Origin of the sequence: Burkholderia sp. TSV86 (assembly GCF_001522865.1) — a bacterium.
Classification (GTDB): Bacteria; Pseudomonadota; Gammaproteobacteria; order Burkholderiales; family Burkholderiaceae; genus Burkholderia.
The window spans coordinates 149343-164328 of the sequence record NZ_LOWB01000075.1 but is presented as its reverse complement, the minus strand read 5'-3'; the positions used below and the strand labels follow the sequence as shown (position 1 = coordinate 164328).

Genomic DNA, 14986 nt, shown 5'->3' with positions numbered 1-14986 from the left:
CCATCGGGACGAGGGCCTCCGCGCCTTGCTGCGCAAGTTTTTGAAGACGACGCCCACCGTTGAAATCAAACCCATTTGGGTCCGGTCTGGGTGGGAATCGCGTTATTTTTTATATCACTCCGGCGCGCTGCGCACCGTCTCACGTTTGATACGATTCACGCTTTCTCATTCGTTCGCCCCGCTGCGTGAACCGTCGAATTCTCTCGTTTATCGCCAGCCGTTTTACGGCCTGGTCCGCCGCGGCCAAGCCGCTTGCCGCCGCCGCGCTGACGCGTTTGCGCCATCCCACGCGGCGCGGCGTCGCGCTGGCCGTCGCCGCCGTTCCGGCGCTTTTCGTGTTGTACGTGCTTGCGCTGATTCCGTTCACGCCGGGCATCGGCGATATCCGCAAGGCGCGCGTGGACGCGCCCGCGCAGATCTTGTCCGCCGACGGCAAGCTGCTCGCCGAGTTCAAGCCGTCGAACCGCGAATGGGTGCCGTTGCCAGGCATTTCGCCGAAGGTGGTCGACGCGCTGATTGCCACCGAGGATCACCGCTTCTACCAGCATCACGGCCTTGACTGGCGGCGCACGGCGGGCGCCGCGCTGCGCACGTTCTCCGGCGATCGTCAGGGCGGCTCGACAATCACGCAGCAGCTCGCGCGCAATCTGTATCCGGACGAGATCGGCCGCGCGCCGACGCTCACACGCAAGCTGAAGGAAGCGATCACCGCGCTGAAAATCGAGGCGGTCTATAGCAAGGACCAGATCCTCGAGACCTATCTGAATACGGTGCCGTTCCTGTACAACGCCTATGGCGTCGAGATGGCGGCGCGCACGTACTTCGACAAATCGGCGGATCAGCTCGACGCGCTCGACGCCGCGACGCTCGTCGGCATACTCAAGGGCAACAGCTATTACAACCCGGTGCTCAATCCCGAACGCGCGCTCGCGCGGCGCAACACGGTGCTGGCGCAGATGGTGAAGTACGGAAAGCTGTCGCCGGCCGCGTATGCGTCGCTGGCGAAAAAGCCGCTGCGCATCGACTTCGAGCGGCAGAAAGAGCCGCCCGGCCCCGCCCCGCATTTCGCGCAGCAGTTGCGCAAATGGCTGATTGCTTGGGCCGACCGCAACGACTACAACATCTACTCGGACGGCCTCGTCGTGCGCACGACGATCGATTCGCGGTTGCAGGCATACGCGACGCAGGCGCTTGCGCGGCAGACCAGCCAGTTGCAGCGGATCGCGAACGGCATGTGGAACGCCGGCAGTGGCTGCGCGAGCGGCAGCCCGTTGATGCGCGCGTTCGTGCGCGAGACGCCGGAATTCCGCACGGCGCTGGACGGCGGCGCGACCGACGAAGCCGCGCTCAAGCATCTGCTCGCGGACCGCGCGTTCACGCGCGCGCTGTGCCGCGCGAAGGCCGACGTGCAGGCCGGCTTCGTCGCGATCGATCCGCGCAACGGGCAGATTGCCGCGTGGGTCGGCAGCCGCGATTTCGCGACCGAGCCGTTCGATCATGTGCAGCAGGCGCGGCGGCAGCCGGGCTCGACATTTAAGCCGTTCGTCTACGGCGCGGCGTTCGCGGCGGGCGCGACGCCCGACGACGCGTTCGTCGATCAGCCGGTCGAGATTCCCTTGAAGGGCGGCGAGATCTGGCGGCCGGACGACGACGCGCCGCCCACGGGCAAGCCGATGGCGCTGCGCGACGCGATCGCGTATTCGCGCAACCGGATCACCGCGCAACTGATGATGAAAGTAGGCCCGGCGAAGGTCGCGCGGCTCGCGCGCGCGATGGGCGTGCGCGACAGCGCGCTCGAAGCCGTGCCGTCGCTCGCGCTCGGCACGAGCCCTGTCACGTTGAAGGAGATGGTGTCAGCGTATGCGACGATCGCGAACGTCGGCGAATATGTCGAGCCGCGCATGGTCACGCGTATCGAGGATCGCCACGGCAACGTGCTTGTCGAATTCGCGAGCGCGTCGCCCGAGCGTGCGCTCGACGTGGCGGCCGCGCGCACGCTGATCGACGTGATGCGCGGCGTTATCGCGCGCGGCACCGGCTCGGCGATCCGCACGCGCTTCGGGATTCGCGCGGATGTCGCGGGCAAGACCGGCACGACGCAAGGCGATACCGACGGCTGGTTCATCCTGATGCAGCCGCAGCTGGTCGCGGGCGCGTGGGTTGGTTTCGACGACGGCCGCGTGACGCTCGGCAGCGATTGGGGGCAGGGGGCGCGCAGCGCACTGCCGATCGTCGGCGAGTTCTATCAGCGCGCGCTGCGCGCGCGGATCGTCGATGCGCGCGAACGCTTTGCCACGCAGGCGCAGCCCACCGCGTTCGAGACGTTTCGCGGCAAGCTGCGCGATTGGTATCGCTATCTGTTCGACAAAGCACAGCCGCGCAACGAGGCGCCGCCGCCCGCGCCGCCGGGCGTGCGCGCACCGGCGGCTGAAGTGGAGCAGCCTGGGCCGGAACAGGCGCAAGCGGCTGCGTCTGAAGCCGTGCCGTCGGCCGCGTCCGCAGCGGCGTTGGCGAGCGACGCGGGCGCACCCGCGTCGGCGGCGAACCCGGCATCGGCCGTTACGCCAGCAGTGCCGCTCGCTCCTTCTGCTGGGCAGGCCCCGTTGCTGCCCGCGCCGCATCCGGCTGGGGATGCGGCGCGCGGTCTGCCGAGCGGCGACGAACCGGTTTCGCCGACGCCGACGCCCGATGCGCCCGCCGCAAGCGCGCCGGAGGGCAATTGAGGGGGCTGAGGCGGCTTATCGGCGGCGTCGACCCGCTCGGCCGGTGGGCCAGAGCCGGCGGCACGCGGTGAAGCGCGCGGCGCGCATGCGTGGGCGCCACGCTCGTGGGCCCGCCGGTGCGTGTCCGCGCCGCCCGTCGATTCGAACACCGTGGCGCGGCAAGAGAGGCGAAGCGCGTGGCGATCGCGACGCTCAGTGGAGCGCGCCGCGCGCATGCGCCGCTTCAACGCGCGCCCAAAACGCGTCCAGCGCCGGATAGACCGATTGCCGCCAGCGCGGCCCAACGAACAGATCGTAGTGATCGCAGTCCGGCGCGGTGATGCGCTCGCGCGCGGCTTCGGGCAATGCACTGCACAGGCGTTGCGCCGCGTGGGTTTGGCCCGGGCCCGCGATGTCGTCGAGGCCGCCTTCGACCGTGCAGAGCGGCGTGCGCGTGAGCCGCCGCGGCTCGACGCGGCGCTCGCCGACCGACCAGCGCCCGTCGGCGAGCAGCTGCTCGTGAAAGATCACATGGATCGTGTCGAGAAAATAGCGCTCGGTCATGTCGAGCACTGCGCCGTATTCGTTCATTTCGCGCATGCAGCATGCCGCGCCGGCTAAATCGCCCGTCAGCCAGGCTGCCCAGTAGCGGCTTTCGAGTGCGATGCACCGGTGCGGATGCGCGGCGACGATCGCCGCATGCTGGATGAAGCCCGGATAGACGCGCCGTCCGGCGCCTGCATATGGCGGCGGCACAGTGTCGATCACGGTGCGGCGGAACCAATCGAGATCGTGGCCGAGCGCGAAGCGATCGATGGGGGTGGGATGCTCGCGCGTGTCGATCGGGCCGCCAAGCAGTGCGATGCTCGCCACGTGTACGCCGCGAGCGGCGAGCAGCGCGGCGGCCGCGAGCGCGGGCGCGGTCGCCTGGCAGACCGCCATCACATGCAGCCCGTGCGCTTGCGTTTGCGCGGCGACGATGAAGTGCTCGAGCGTTTGCACATAGTCGTCGAGGCTGAATGCGCCGGCCTCGCGCGGGACGTCGCGCGCGTTGTGCCAGTCGGTGATGTAGACATCGTGTGCGACCAGCAGCGTCTCGACCGTTTCACGCAACATGACAGCATGATGTCCGGCAAGCGGCGCGCAGAGCAGGATCGGCGCCCGCGCGGCCGTCGTGCCGGCGGTTTGGCGCACGAACTGGCGCAGCGTGCAGAACGGCGTGTGGCCGACGATCCGCTCTTGCACCGCAATTGCGATTCCAGCGTGGCCGGGGACGACCGTATCGATCTCGAACGGCGGCGGCGCGGGAACGGCATCGGCAGCGCGGGCCATCGGTCCCCAGGTCGGCCAGCCCGGCGCGCGTGCGAGCCAGCCCGCGCGCTGCGCGGCGCCCGTCCAGGGCTGGCATGTCCGGGCGAATTCGCGTTGCATTTCGAGCCACGCGTACAGCATCGAATGGGATCTCCTGGCGGATCGGGATCTGGCGGCAACGGGCGTGCGCTGCGCAATGGCTTCAGCATAGGCCGACCTGCGCCGCATGACCAGGAGCAGCGGCGCAATGCCGGACGATTCGTTTGCGCTTTACGCGTGCAGATAGCGCGTTCGTGCTCGCGCGATGCCGCGGCGGACGCTTCTTTCGAGAACGTGCCGGACGATCGGCGCGATGAACGGCACCTTGCCGCCGAACGTGATCACATAGTGAAAATACGTGCGCTGATCGTCGATCGGCACGAATCGCATCACGCCGAGATGGTCGCGCAATGGGCTGCCGCGCGTGATCCGATACTCGATCAGTCGATTTTCCTGGTAATCGGTGACGGTTTCGACGAACGGCGGCGCGCCCGGAACGCGCATCTCGCGAGCGGAGCCCACGCCGTTGCGGGCCGCTTCGCCATCGCTGATCCGGCGGACACTTGCCGGCTTGAACAGTGAGGCCAGATTCTCGTGCTCGCTGAAGAAATGGAAGACGTGCTGAACCGGCGCATCAAACTCTTCGGCGATTTCTATCCGTTGTCGTGTCATGGGACGCTCGCGTGTCGGAGGGGAAAAGACGGCGCCGATCGGCATGCGCCTGCACAAAATGTGACATTGATTAATGTAATAATCAACTGGGGTAATTACGTGCGTTGCGTTGGCTTCGGCATTGGCAACGACAACGACAAGCGCGGCGGCAACGCACCTGCCACTTGCCGGGAGCGTCGTGCCGCACACGGGCTTTCCATTCATATACATATAACGTCTGCCGAATATCCGTGCGGCCGGATTGACCGGCGTGCGCGCAGCGCGTGGCCCGCTTGCCGGGGCGTTGATGCCGGGTTCATACAAGCGGGTCGGGCCGCGCAATGCATTACGACGGCTAAGGGGCGGCCCGTTGGCGATCGACGAAGTCCGGCCGTTGCCCACGCTGATTAATGTGCCGCGAGAGCGTTGTGGCGGCGGCGCTGCCGGGCAAGCTTGCGTTCCTCAGCGCGTTTGCTGATCTCGATGACGGCGGGGGCGGCGCATGTGGCGCGCGGCTACTGTTTGAATGACGGCAAGTCGCGTTGAATGTGCGTCAGGATCTCGGCTGCCGCGCGCGGTAGTGGGCGCTCACCATGCACGATCACTTTTCCGCATGGTGAATTGAACAGCGGATTGCGCATGCGCAGCGCGATGATCTTGCCCTCGTCGAGATCGTCGGCAATCAGCAGATGCGTCAGGAACGCGACGCCGTCGCCTGAACGGACGAAGCGCCGCAATGCGGCCGGGGAGTTCGTGACGAATCGCGGCGCGAGCGGAATGTTTTCCGCATGCGCGACGGTATAGACAATCTGGCCGACACCGAAATGCGGCGCGGGCATCATCGCGAGCGGGTAGCGGACGGCGTCGCGCATCTCGAGCGGCCCGTTGTGGCGCGTGAGCGGATGGTCGGGGGCGACGGCAAGAAAGGTCGGGTGCGACACGCTCAGACATTCGCGAATGCCCGGCGGCAGCGACGGGTTGTACGTGAGCCCGATATGGGCGCGCTTGCGCAGCACGTCGTCCACCACGCTGTTTGCCGTGCGCACGTTCAACTCGATCGATACGTGCGGGTGCCGGTTCAGGAAATCGGCGACGACCGAATCCATCAGACTTTCGACATAGCCGATCGTCAGTGCGATCTCAATGCGGCCGCGCAATTCGCCATGCAACGATTCGTGGAATTGCTCTAGTCCGATTCTGTATGCATGTGCATATTCAAGCAGCAGATCGGCTGCTTCAGTCGCGATCATGCCGTGGTGCCGGCGGTCGAACAGCGGTGCGCCGATTTCGCTTTCGAGCAGGTGCAATTGCCGGCTGACCACGGACGGCGCGGTGTTCAGCCGTTCGGCGGCGGAGCGGATCGACCCGTGTTCGAGAATGGCCTGGAAATATCGCAGGCGGCTCAAATTGACCTGGAACGATTGATCCATAAGCATGTTGCCTCAACAGGCAACGCCTGTGCACTAAAGTTGCTGTCACTGTGATCATACAGTATGGCGATAATGAGCCGAAACAACCGGGCGCGGCGATGCGCCTGTCGATACCAATACGGGCCATACGAGGCAGCAGATCGCTATCGAAAGCGCGCGCTCGCAATGGTTCGGAGGGCCGGCGTCGTGGATGGGATCGTGCTGCCTGTCTACTTCGTCGACGCGAATCGAGAGACACGTCGCGTGATGAAGATTCCGGATGCCGGTTTCCGGCGCCAAACCCATATCTGTGCTCTTGGCCATTCAGCTTGTGCCTAGCTGAGTGGCGGGCCATGGGCGTCAGCCGCTGTTGCGACACGCCGGACTGCTATGTCCTGGCGGGGCGCCGCTTGCCGTTTTAGGTTCGCAGCCATTGGACGGAAGTGGTTCGATGGTCGATTCGATTAATTGTGCCTTTTTGATCGGCCGGATGCGGATGGCTTGACATTGGCGTCGTTCGTGCCGGGTTTTCCGGCAATCGATTTTTCCGTAGGCAGGCTGGCCAACCGGCCGGCTTGATTGGTTACGTCGTTTGCCGGCGGCAGGCGCGTAAGTGCTTGCCATTGTCGTTTTCCGGCTAAAGCGAGCTGTGTGCCGCACAAGACGGATGCGCAGCATATAAGCGGGGAGCGTGCCGCGATGCGGGGGGACGAATCGCGCGGATGCAACGTGTGCCGGCCGGGCGTTATATGCCGGTAAGCCCGCTGCATTGCGTGAATCGCGTGTCGTGCGCACAGCGGCCATATTGCTTTGTTTGCTGCGTGCGGTCCGTGGAGTATTGGCTGTGTGATGGCGTGGCGGTTGGAGCACGCGCGTTGCACTGGCTTTAATTTCCGAGACGGCTAGCGGCAGTTGTGGTCGGAATTGTATTTGCTTGGCGTCGTGGCAGATGCGCGCCGTTGGTTGTATGGCTAAGCATTCTGCCGTTCATCACGAAGGAATTTCGTTAGGAATTTCGATTCGCATTTGGATGAGTACGATGAATTCTATAGACACCAATCCTTTTTCCAATCCGGCGCGCACGCTCGTCGCCGTGACGCGTGAGTCGACCGAGCGCCGTTCGCTGAAGGCGTCGCCGCGTGTGCAGCGGGTGCTCGATGCCGTCGTGACCCGGATCGTCGACGGCGAATTCACGTCCGGCCTGCTGCCGCCGCAGGATGTGCTCGCGCGTGAACTGGGCGTGCCGCGTTCGGTGATGCGCGAAGTTACGCGCGTGTTGACTGCGCGGCGAATGGTGCAGGCGCGGACGAAGGCCGGCACGCGTCTCACGCCGCGCAGCGAATGGCGGCTCTTCGACGATCACGTGATGCAGTGGCGGATGCGGATCACGGCGGACGTCGATTTTCTGCACGATGTGGTGGCGATGTGCGACCTGGTCGAGCCCGAAGCTGCCGCGCAGGCGGCAACACATGCGGATGATGTGCAGCGGCGTGCGATTCGCGCGGCCTACGCGGCGGTGCGGGATGCGGTCGGGGCGGATGCGTTGCGCCGCGGGCTCGAGGCGCTGCATGCGTCGGTGGTCGAGGCGAGCCGCAACCAGTTCATCCGGCAGATGGGCGAGGTCGCGCGGGCCGGCGTGACGGCGATCGACTGGGATGCCGTGTCGTTGCACGGCCGGTACGATGCGATTCGCGGTGCGGCCGGGCGGCTTGCCGCGGCGATCGACGGTTACGATGCGAATGGCGCACGCGCCGCGATGATCGGGCTGCGGATGGCTGTCAACGAGGCGGGATCGGAAGCGGCGGCCTGATCGTGGGGGCAGCGCCGGCCGTACCGGCCGTGATGCGTGGTGATCGCGTGGTGCAGGTGCTTGTCGTGCCTGCGCGATCGCCGTGGCGCACACAGCCGGTACGGACCGGATGCACGCGTGCGATCGCCGGCGCCCGAGGTTTTCCGCTAAGCAAACGAAATCACTAGCCTCTTGCCGCGAGCGGCCGCCTCTCTGTGCAGCGTTGCAAACGATAGCGGATGCTTTTCGCCGGATAGCGGCGCTTCGGGCCGCTATCCGGCCGATGCCGCCGTTCCCGTTCGTTCGGTTGCTTCTGCTTGCGTTGGGCCAGCGTCGCGCCGCGTTGCCCACGGCACATGCGGCGCGTCGTATGCGGCTTTGACATCGCGCTTCGCGAGCAGCCGCGCGGTATCGTTCTGTGTGTGCAATATCGAGTGTCATGTCGAGTGTCGATGGATAGAGGACCGATGTGGCCGGGGCTTTGCGCATGTGCTTGATTGATGTCTGAGCGTAGCGTCCAGCGGCCTGGCCCGACGAGTCGTCCGATCGGCCAGCGCATGGTGCGTCATGCGTCATGAAAGCAACTTGGTTCCGCGCTCGTTCGTGCACCGCGTACATCGCCACGCATATCGGCGTAGGCTGCTGACGGTTCTTCCAGCGATGCCGAAGTGGGGGCGCGTTGTTGACGCTTGCACTCACGGGTCGTTAGCATCGAACCAATCAGCCGCTCAAGGATTTAGCGATGCTTTGCGTTCTGCCGTCGGTCGATCCGGCTATCGCCAGCTTGGCGCCGGGGTTTCGTGCGCTCAGCGTCAGCGTCGAAGCTGCCGGGGTTGCGAATCCGGGCATTGCCGGCGACGCGCTGACCCGCGCGTGCCGATCGCTCGCCACAGGCGGCGCCGCATGGGCCGATGCGCATCTGGCTGCTTGGGCTGACGTGTTCAGGAAATTCGGCGCGAAGCCCCAGCGCACGCCGCCTTCCGCCGAAGCGTTGCGCAAACGTGTGCTGCGCGACGGCAGCCTGCCGAGCATCGATCCGGTGGTCGATCTGTACAACGCAATCAGCATTCAATATGCGATTCCGGTCGGCGGCGAGAATTTTGCGGCCTATGCCGGCATGCCCAGGCTGGTCATCGCGAATGGCACGGAACCCTTCGACACCGTGAAGGACGGCGCGCCGGCCCGGGAAACGCCCGAGGCGGGGGAGGCGGTCTGGCGCGACGATCTCGGTGTCACGTGCCGGCGCTGGAACTGGCGGCAAGGCATCAGGACGAGACTGAATGCCGATGCCAGACAGATGTGGTTCATTCTGGAAAGCTTGTCGGCAATGCCGCTGGAAGCGCTTCATGAAGCAGGCGATCGATTGATCGACGGGTTGCGCCTCATGATGCCGGGCGCGGTGATCGACACGAAGTTGATCGGCCCCGGCGCGTGATAGAGCGCGCGGGCTCGATTCCGCTCGGGCTGGCCCGTTGTTTTCTTATTGCCGGCGGCGTTGCCGGCCGTTATTTCTCTGACCAGGCGTCGCCTGTGCGGTTGCCTGTGCCGTTCGCGCCGCCTTGACCTATTGTTTCCGATTCCGTTAGGAGCGTTACGTTGAGGCCTGGGTACTGCACGCTGTTCATTTCTCCGGTTGCCTTGTTCGCCGCCGCCGCTGTCAGCGCGAAACCGCTATGCACGGTCGTCGCCGACGCCGCAACCGGCCGTGTGCTCGTGCAGCAAGGCGATTGCGCGACCCGTGTGACACCCGCCTCCACTTTTAAGATCGCGATCAGCCTGATGGGTTTCGATTCCGGCGTCCTGAAGGACGAGCACGCGCCGGCGCTTGCCTATCGAGCCGGCTATCCTGACTGGGGCGGCCCCGCGTGGCGCGAGCCGACCGATCCTGCCCGTTGGATCAAGCTGTCGATTTTTTGGTACTCGCAGCAGGTCACGCAAGCCCTTGGCCAAGTGCGCTTTCAGAAGTACACGGGCGCATTCGGCTACGGCAATATGGACGTAACGACCATGCAGGGCGAACGCAACGGCGTGATGGGGGCGTGGGTCAACTCGTCGCTGCGGATCTCGCCGCTCGAACAGGTCGATTTCATGCGCAAAATCGTCAACCGCACGCTGCCGATCAGTGCGCATGCATATGACATGACGGAGCACATCACCGCGCTCGATGCGCGACCGGACGGTTGGGTCGTGCATGGCAAGACGGGAACCGGCTCGCCTGGCATCCGGTACGATGCGGCCCGCGCATACGGCTGGTTTGTCGGCTGGGCGACCAAGGGCTCGCGCACGCTCGTGTTCGCGAACTTGATTCAGGATGAGCGGCGCGGCAAGCCGTCGGCAGGCATGCGCTCGCGCGATGCGTTTCTGCAGGCACTGCCCGCGTTCGCCGCCGGTGCGATACCGCGCGACATGCATTGAGCGGCGGCGCGCGCGGCGCGAATCGATGCGCCGCATGATTGCTCTGTCGCCGCGCTTGTCCTCGCAAACCCCTACGAAGTCTTACGTAGCCGCCATACGTAGTTATCCGCTTGTTAGGTCCGCGTCAAAGGCGAACAATATCGAGTCATCGCTTGGCGCTCGCGGGGTGGAAGGCTTACCGCCGTTTCGGGCGGACGCCCGCTACGGGTTGCCCACCGCGCCTATTTCGATAAATAAAGACAGGAGACACCATGAATCGGGCTTCCAGCTACTTGATCTGGATCGCGGTCGCGCTCATCGGCGCGTTCGCGTTCGGCACGATCGCGCTCGCGCACGGCGAGCGGGTTAGCGCGCTATGGATCGTGATCGCCGCTGTCTGCGTGTACTTGATCGCATACCGCTTCTACAGCCGCTTCATCGCGAGCAAGGTCGTGCAGCTCGACGGCCTGCGAATGACGCCCGCCGTCAAGTACAACGACGGCCTCGACTACGTGCCGACCAACAAGTACGTGCTGTTCGGCCACCATTTCGCCGCGATCGCAGGCGCCGGGCCGCTCGTCGGCCCCGTGCTTGCCGCGCAGATGGGCTATACGCCGGGAATGCTGTGGATTCTCGCGGGCGTCGTGTTCGCGGGCGCGGTGCAGGATTTCATCGTGCTGTTCATCTCGTCGCGCCGCGACGGCCGCTCGCTCGGCGATCTCGTCAAGATGGAGTTGGGCACGGTGCCCGGCGTGATCGCGCTGTTCGGCGCGTTCCTGATCATGGTGATCATCCTCGCGGTGCTCGCGCTGATCGTCGTGAAGGCGCTGACGAACTCGCCGTGGGGCACGTTCACCGTCGCCGCGACGATCCCGATCGCGCTGTTCATGGGCGTCTACACGCGCTTCATCCGCCCCGGGCGGATCGGCGAGGTGTCGATCATCGGCTTCGTGCTGCTGATGGCGGCGATCGCCTACGGCCAGCACGTGCACGATTCGGCGGCGCTCGCCGCGTGGTTCACGTTCAGCGGCACGCAGCTCACGTGGATCTTGATCGGCTACGGCTTTGTCGCATCGGTGCTGCCGGTGTGGCTGCTGCTCGCGCCGCGCGATTATCTGTCGACTTTCCTGAAGATCGGCACGATCGTCGGCCTCGCGATCGGCATTCTGATCGTCGCGCCGGAGTTGAAGATGCCGGCGCTGACGAAGTTCGTCGACGGCACCGGGCCGGTGTGGGCCGGCAATCTGTTCCCGTTCCTGTTCATCACGATCGCCTGCGGCGCGGTGTCGGGTTTTCATTCGCTGATTTCGTCGGGCACCACGCCTAAGCTGCTCGACAACGAAACCAACGCGCGGCTGATTGGCTACGGCGCGATGCTGATGGAATCGTTCGTCGCGATCATGGCGCTCGTGGCCGCATGCGTGATCGAGCCGGGCATCTATTTCGCAATGAACTCGCCGGCGGCGCTGCTCGGCACCACGCCCGAAGCCGTTGCGCAGACCGTCACGCAATGGGGCTTCGTGCTGACGCCCGAGATGCTGACCGAAACCGCGAAGGCAGTTGGCGAGACGACGATCGTCGCGCGCGCGGGTGGCGCGCCGACGCTGGCGGTCGGCATGGCGCACATCCTGCATCAGGTGATCGGCGGGCAAGCGATGATGGCGTTCTGGTATCACTTCGCGATCCTGTTCGAGGCGCTGTTCATCCTGACCGCGGTCGACGCGGGCACGCGCGCGGGCCGCTTCATGCTGCAGGATTTGCTTGGCACGTTCCATCCGGCGTTGAAGCGCACCGAGTCGCTGCCGGCGAACCTGGTCGCAACGGCGCTGTGCGTGGCCGCGTGGGGTTATTTCCTGTATCAGGGCGTGGTAGATCCGCTCGGCGGCATCAATACGCTGTGGCCGCTGTTCGGCATCTCGAATCAGATGCTCGCGGCGATCGCGCTCGTACTCGGCACCGTCGTGTTGTTCAAGATGAAGCGCGAGCGCTACGCGTGGGTCACGATCGTGCCCACCGTGTGGCTGCTGATCTGTACGCTGACGGCCGGCTGGCAGAAGGTGTTCGACGCGAATCCGAAGGTCGGCTTCGTCGCGCACGCGGCGAAGCTGCAAGCGGCGGCGGCCGACGGCAAGGTGCTGGCGCCGGCGAAGTCGCTGGCGCAGATGCAGCGGATCATCTTCAACGACTATGTCGATGCGGCGCTGGCCGGGCTTTTCATCTTTGTCGTGTTGAGCATCGCGGTGTACGGCGTGATCGCCGTGGCGCGCGCGCGTCGCATCGCGCAGCCGAGTTCGCGCGAGACGCCGTTCGAGCCGATGCCCGCCGCGCAGGCGCTCGGCAGCGGCCGTTGATCGTCAGCGGAGGCGGCGATGTTTTCTGATCTCAGCGGCGAGTTGCGCAGCGCCGGGCGCTATCTCGGGCAGGCGCTGCGGCTGATGGTCGGCTTGCCTGATTACGACGGATACGTCGCGCATATGCGTGCGACGCATCCCGACCGGCCGGTGATGTCATACGAGGAATTTTTCCGCGAACGGCAGAACGCGCGGTATGGGGCAGGGGCGGGCAAGTGCTGTTGACGGCGCCCGCCGCGCGGCGGGCGGCGCAGCGATGCGTCAATCGTCGCGCGGCTTTGGCGGGCCGCCGTACAGTCGATCGACCAGCTCTTCCATCATGTGGCGATCGTTTGGCGACAGCGATTCGATTTTGGTCGCAAGCTCGATCGTTTCCTGTTGCAGCGGGTATTTCGTATCGCGCGACGGGGCTTGCGGGTTCGCCGCGGACGGCGACGGGCCGTAGCGCAGCCAATGCTCGTCGACCTTCAGCCACTCGACGAGCGTTACCATGTTTTTCGATTTCGGAATGACGGTGCCATTCAGCCATTTGTAGATGGCCTGATTCGAAACCGGCTCGCCGTGATGGCGCAACTGGAATTCCCGAATGAATTCCTGCGGACGCAAAGCTCTCCCGACGGTGTTTTTCACCGCGTGTTTCAAGCGTTTCGAGAACGCGATACTTTTTTCGTTTTTGGGCTTTGGCATGGCCGCATTGTGTTGCGGCACGCGACAAAAGTGATCAACTTATTAAGATAAAATAATCTCAATTAAGAGAATTTTGGCTTAATCGAGAGGCGAGCGGCGCGGCGGATGAAATCATATTAGGCCATTGAATTGGCTGTATTTCTTGATTTTTTATGCTTTTGCAGCACGGCCGGTATTTTGTTTTCGATATTGAAATAACTCAAATAGGATAAGGCGTCGCGTTTCGCGCCGCCTTGCCCGAACGCTTAAACCATTTCCCCGACGCACGCATCGAATGCCGCGATCAGCCGGTCGACATCGTCGGCCGTCGTCTCCGGGCACACGAGCATCATGTTGTGGAACGGCGTGATCAGAATGCCGCGATTGAGCAGATACAGATGCACGATATGTTCAAGCTCGCCGTCGAGTTGTGCGCCGGCGATCGTGCCGTTGCGCGGCGGCGTCGGCGCGAACTGGAATTCGGTGCGCGCGCCGATCCGCGTCACGCACCACGGCAGCCCGCGTTGCGCGATGATCTGCTCGAGCCCGCTCGAAAGGCGCGCGGCCAAGCCAAACATATGCGCGTATGCATCGTCGGTCATCACGTCGGCGAGCGTTGCGCGGATGGCGTGCATCGCGAGCATGTTCGCGGTCAACGTCGTGCCGATACCCGAATGGCCGGGCGGCGCGCTCGCTTTTGCTTGCTGCGCGCGGGCCGCCACTTCGGCGCTGAAGCCGTACACCGCACACGGCACGCCGCCGCCGATCGGCTTGCCGATGATCAGCACGTCCGGCTCCAGCCCGTGTGCGGCCGCATAGCCGCCGGGCCCGCTGCTGATCGTATGGGTTTCGTCGATCGCGAGCAGAGTGCCGTGGCGGCGCGTGATCTCGCGCGCCTGCCGCCAATAGTCCGGGTCGGGCAGCACCATGCCGATGTTGGTCATCGCCGGCTCGGCGAGCACGCATGCGACGTCGCCATGCGCAAGCGCGGCGTCGAGCGCCGCCGGATCGTTGAATTCGACCACGCGTGTATAAGCAAGCAGATCGTGCGCCTGGCCGAGCAGGCTGTCGCGCTGCACGGGCTGGCCGTCGGCCAGATCGACGAACACGTCGTCGACCGTGCCGTGATAGCAGCCGTTGAACACGACGATGTGCCGGCGGCCAGTTGCCGCGCGCGCCCAGCGCAGCACGAAGCGGTTCGCGTCGCTCGCGCTCAGCGCGAATTGCCAGTACGGCAGCTTGAAGCGGCGCGCAAGTTCCGCGCCGACCCACGCGGCATCGCTGCTCGGCAGCATGGTCGTGTAGCCGCGGGTTGCCTGCTCGGCGAGCGCGCGCGCGACAGGCTCGGGCGCGTGGCCGAACATCGCCCCGGTGTCGCCCAGGCAGAAATCGACGTAGCGATGCCCGTCGACGTCGGTGAAATGCGCGCCGCGCGCGTGATCGACATAAAGAGAGAACGGCGTCGACCAGTCGCGCATCCAGTGCAGCGGCACGCCGAACATCAGGTGCTGCGCCGCCGTGGCGGATAGCGCACGCGATTTCGGCATCGCACGTTCGAACGCGTCGCGCTCGCGTGCGAGCAGTGCGCGGGCGCGGGGCAGGTTGACTCCGTGGCGGGTCTCCAAGTGATGCTCCTTGTCGAAGAAAACGGGATCGCGAAACCATCCGGAAAGC

11 protein-coding genes are annotated in these 14986 nt (G+C 65.1%); 6 read left to right on the top strand and 5 right to left on the bottom strand.

Annotated elements, in window-relative coordinates:
• Positions 1-185 precede the first annotated feature (185 nt).
• The gene (locus tag WS68_RS12820) at positions 186-2723 is read left to right on the top strand and encodes a penicillin-binding protein 1A (RefSeq protein ID WP_059571166.1); all 2538 of its coding nucleotides are present in this window, start codon (positions 186-188) and stop codon (positions 2721-2723) included.
• Between the two features lie 192 nt (positions 2724-2915).
• Here WS68_RS12820 and phaZ read toward each other — a convergent pair whose 3' ends face one another.
• From phaZ to WS68_RS12805, 3 genes are all read right to left on the bottom strand, one after another.
• Positions 2916-4154: a polyhydroxyalkanoate depolymerase gene (gene phaZ, locus WS68_RS12815; protein WP_059571165.1), complete on the bottom strand. Its 1239-nt coding sequence runs from the start codon at positions 4152-4154 to the stop codon at positions 2916-2918.
• A 129-nt stretch (positions 4155-4283) separates the two neighbouring features.
• Positions 4284-4724, bottom strand: a complete 441-nt coding sequence (locus WS68_RS12810; protein WP_059571164.1) for an SRPBCC family protein — start codon at positions 4722-4724, stop codon at positions 4284-4286.
• 494 nt (positions 4725-5218) lie between these two features.
• Positions 5219-6133 (bottom strand): LysR family transcriptional regulator, encoded by a 915-nt coding sequence (locus WS68_RS12805; RefSeq protein ID WP_059571163.1) that lies wholly within the window; start codon positions 6131-6133, stop codon positions 5219-5221.
• A 1018-nt stretch (positions 6134-7151) separates the two neighbouring features.
• On the opposite strand from WS68_RS12805, the gene WS68_RS12800 reads away from it, so the two are divergent.
• The 5 genes from WS68_RS12800 (at position 7152) to WS68_RS12775 (ending at position 12871) form a co-directional block, all read left to right on the top strand.
• Positions 7152-7922, top strand: coding sequence for a FadR/GntR family transcriptional regulator (locus WS68_RS12800; RefSeq protein WP_059571162.1), 771 nt, complete (start codon positions 7152-7154; stop codon positions 7920-7922).
• A gap of 721 nt (positions 7923-8643) precedes the next feature.
• Positions 8644-9336 (top strand): B3/B4 domain-containing protein, encoded by a 693-nt coding sequence (locus tag WS68_RS12790; protein ID WP_059571161.1) that lies wholly within the window; start codon positions 8644-8646, stop codon positions 9334-9336.
• A gap of 161 nt (positions 9337-9497) precedes the next feature.
• Positions 9498-10316, top strand: coding sequence for a class D beta-lactamase (blaOXA, locus tag WS68_RS12785; RefSeq protein ID WP_059571160.1), 819 nt, complete (start codon positions 9498-9500; stop codon positions 10314-10316).
• Between the two features lie 251 nt (positions 10317-10567).
• Positions 10568-12646 carry a carbon starvation CstA family protein gene (locus WS68_RS12780; RefSeq protein ID WP_059571159.1) on the top strand — a complete coding sequence of 693 codons (2079 nt, stop codon included), beginning with the start codon at positions 10568-10570 and terminating at the stop codon, positions 12644-12646.
• 18 nt (positions 12647-12664) lie between these two features.
• Positions 12665-12871 (top strand): YbdD/YjiX family protein, encoded by a 207-nt coding sequence (locus WS68_RS12775; RefSeq protein ID WP_059571158.1) that lies wholly within the window; start codon positions 12665-12667, stop codon positions 12869-12871.
• Positions 12872-12907: 36 nt separating this feature from the next.
• Here WS68_RS12775 and WS68_RS12770 read toward each other — a convergent pair whose 3' ends face one another.
• On the bottom strand, positions 12908-13333 hold the full coding sequence (locus tag WS68_RS12770; protein WP_059571157.1) for a hypothetical protein: 426 nt from the start codon (positions 13331-13333) through the stop codon (positions 12908-12910).
• 245 nt (positions 13334-13578) lie between these two features.
• A complete protein-coding gene (locus WS68_RS12765; protein WP_059571156.1) occupies positions 13579-14937 on the bottom strand; it encodes an aspartate aminotransferase family protein in 1359 nt (452 codons plus the stop codon).
• Positions 14938-14986 lie beyond the last annotated feature (49 nt).

Bases quoted from the DNA above. Each gene is read 5' to 3' on its own strand.
- WS68_RS12780 (WP_059571159.1), top strand. From the start codon at position 10,568: ATGAATCGGGCTTCCAGCTACTTGATCTGGATCGCGGTCGCGCTCATC.
- phaZ (WP_059571165.1), bottom strand. From the start codon at position 4,154: ATGCTGTACGCGTGGCTCGAAATGCAACGCGAATTCGCCCGGACATGC.
- WS68_RS12800 (WP_059571162.1), top strand. From the start codon at position 7,152: ATGAATTCTATAGACACCAATCCTTTTTCCAATCCGGCGCGCACGCTC.
- WS68_RS12770 (WP_059571157.1), bottom strand. From the start codon at position 13,333: ATGCCAAAGCCCAAAAACGAAAAAAGTATCGCGTTCTCGAAACGCTTG.
- WS68_RS12805 (WP_059571163.1), bottom strand. From the start codon at position 6,133: ATGGATCAATCGTTCCAGGTCAATTTGAGCCGCCTGCGATATTTCCAG.
- WS68_RS12810 (WP_059571164.1), bottom strand. From the start codon at position 4,724: ATGACACGACAACGGATAGAAATCGCCGAAGAGTTTGATGCGCCGGTT.
- WS68_RS12775 (WP_059571158.1), top strand. From the start codon at position 12,665: ATGTTTTCTGATCTCAGCGGCGAGTTGCGCAGCGCCGGGCGCTATCTC.
- WS68_RS12790 (WP_059571161.1), top strand. From the start codon at position 8,644: ATGCTTTGCGTTCTGCCGTCGGTCGATCCGGCTATCGCCAGCTTGGCG.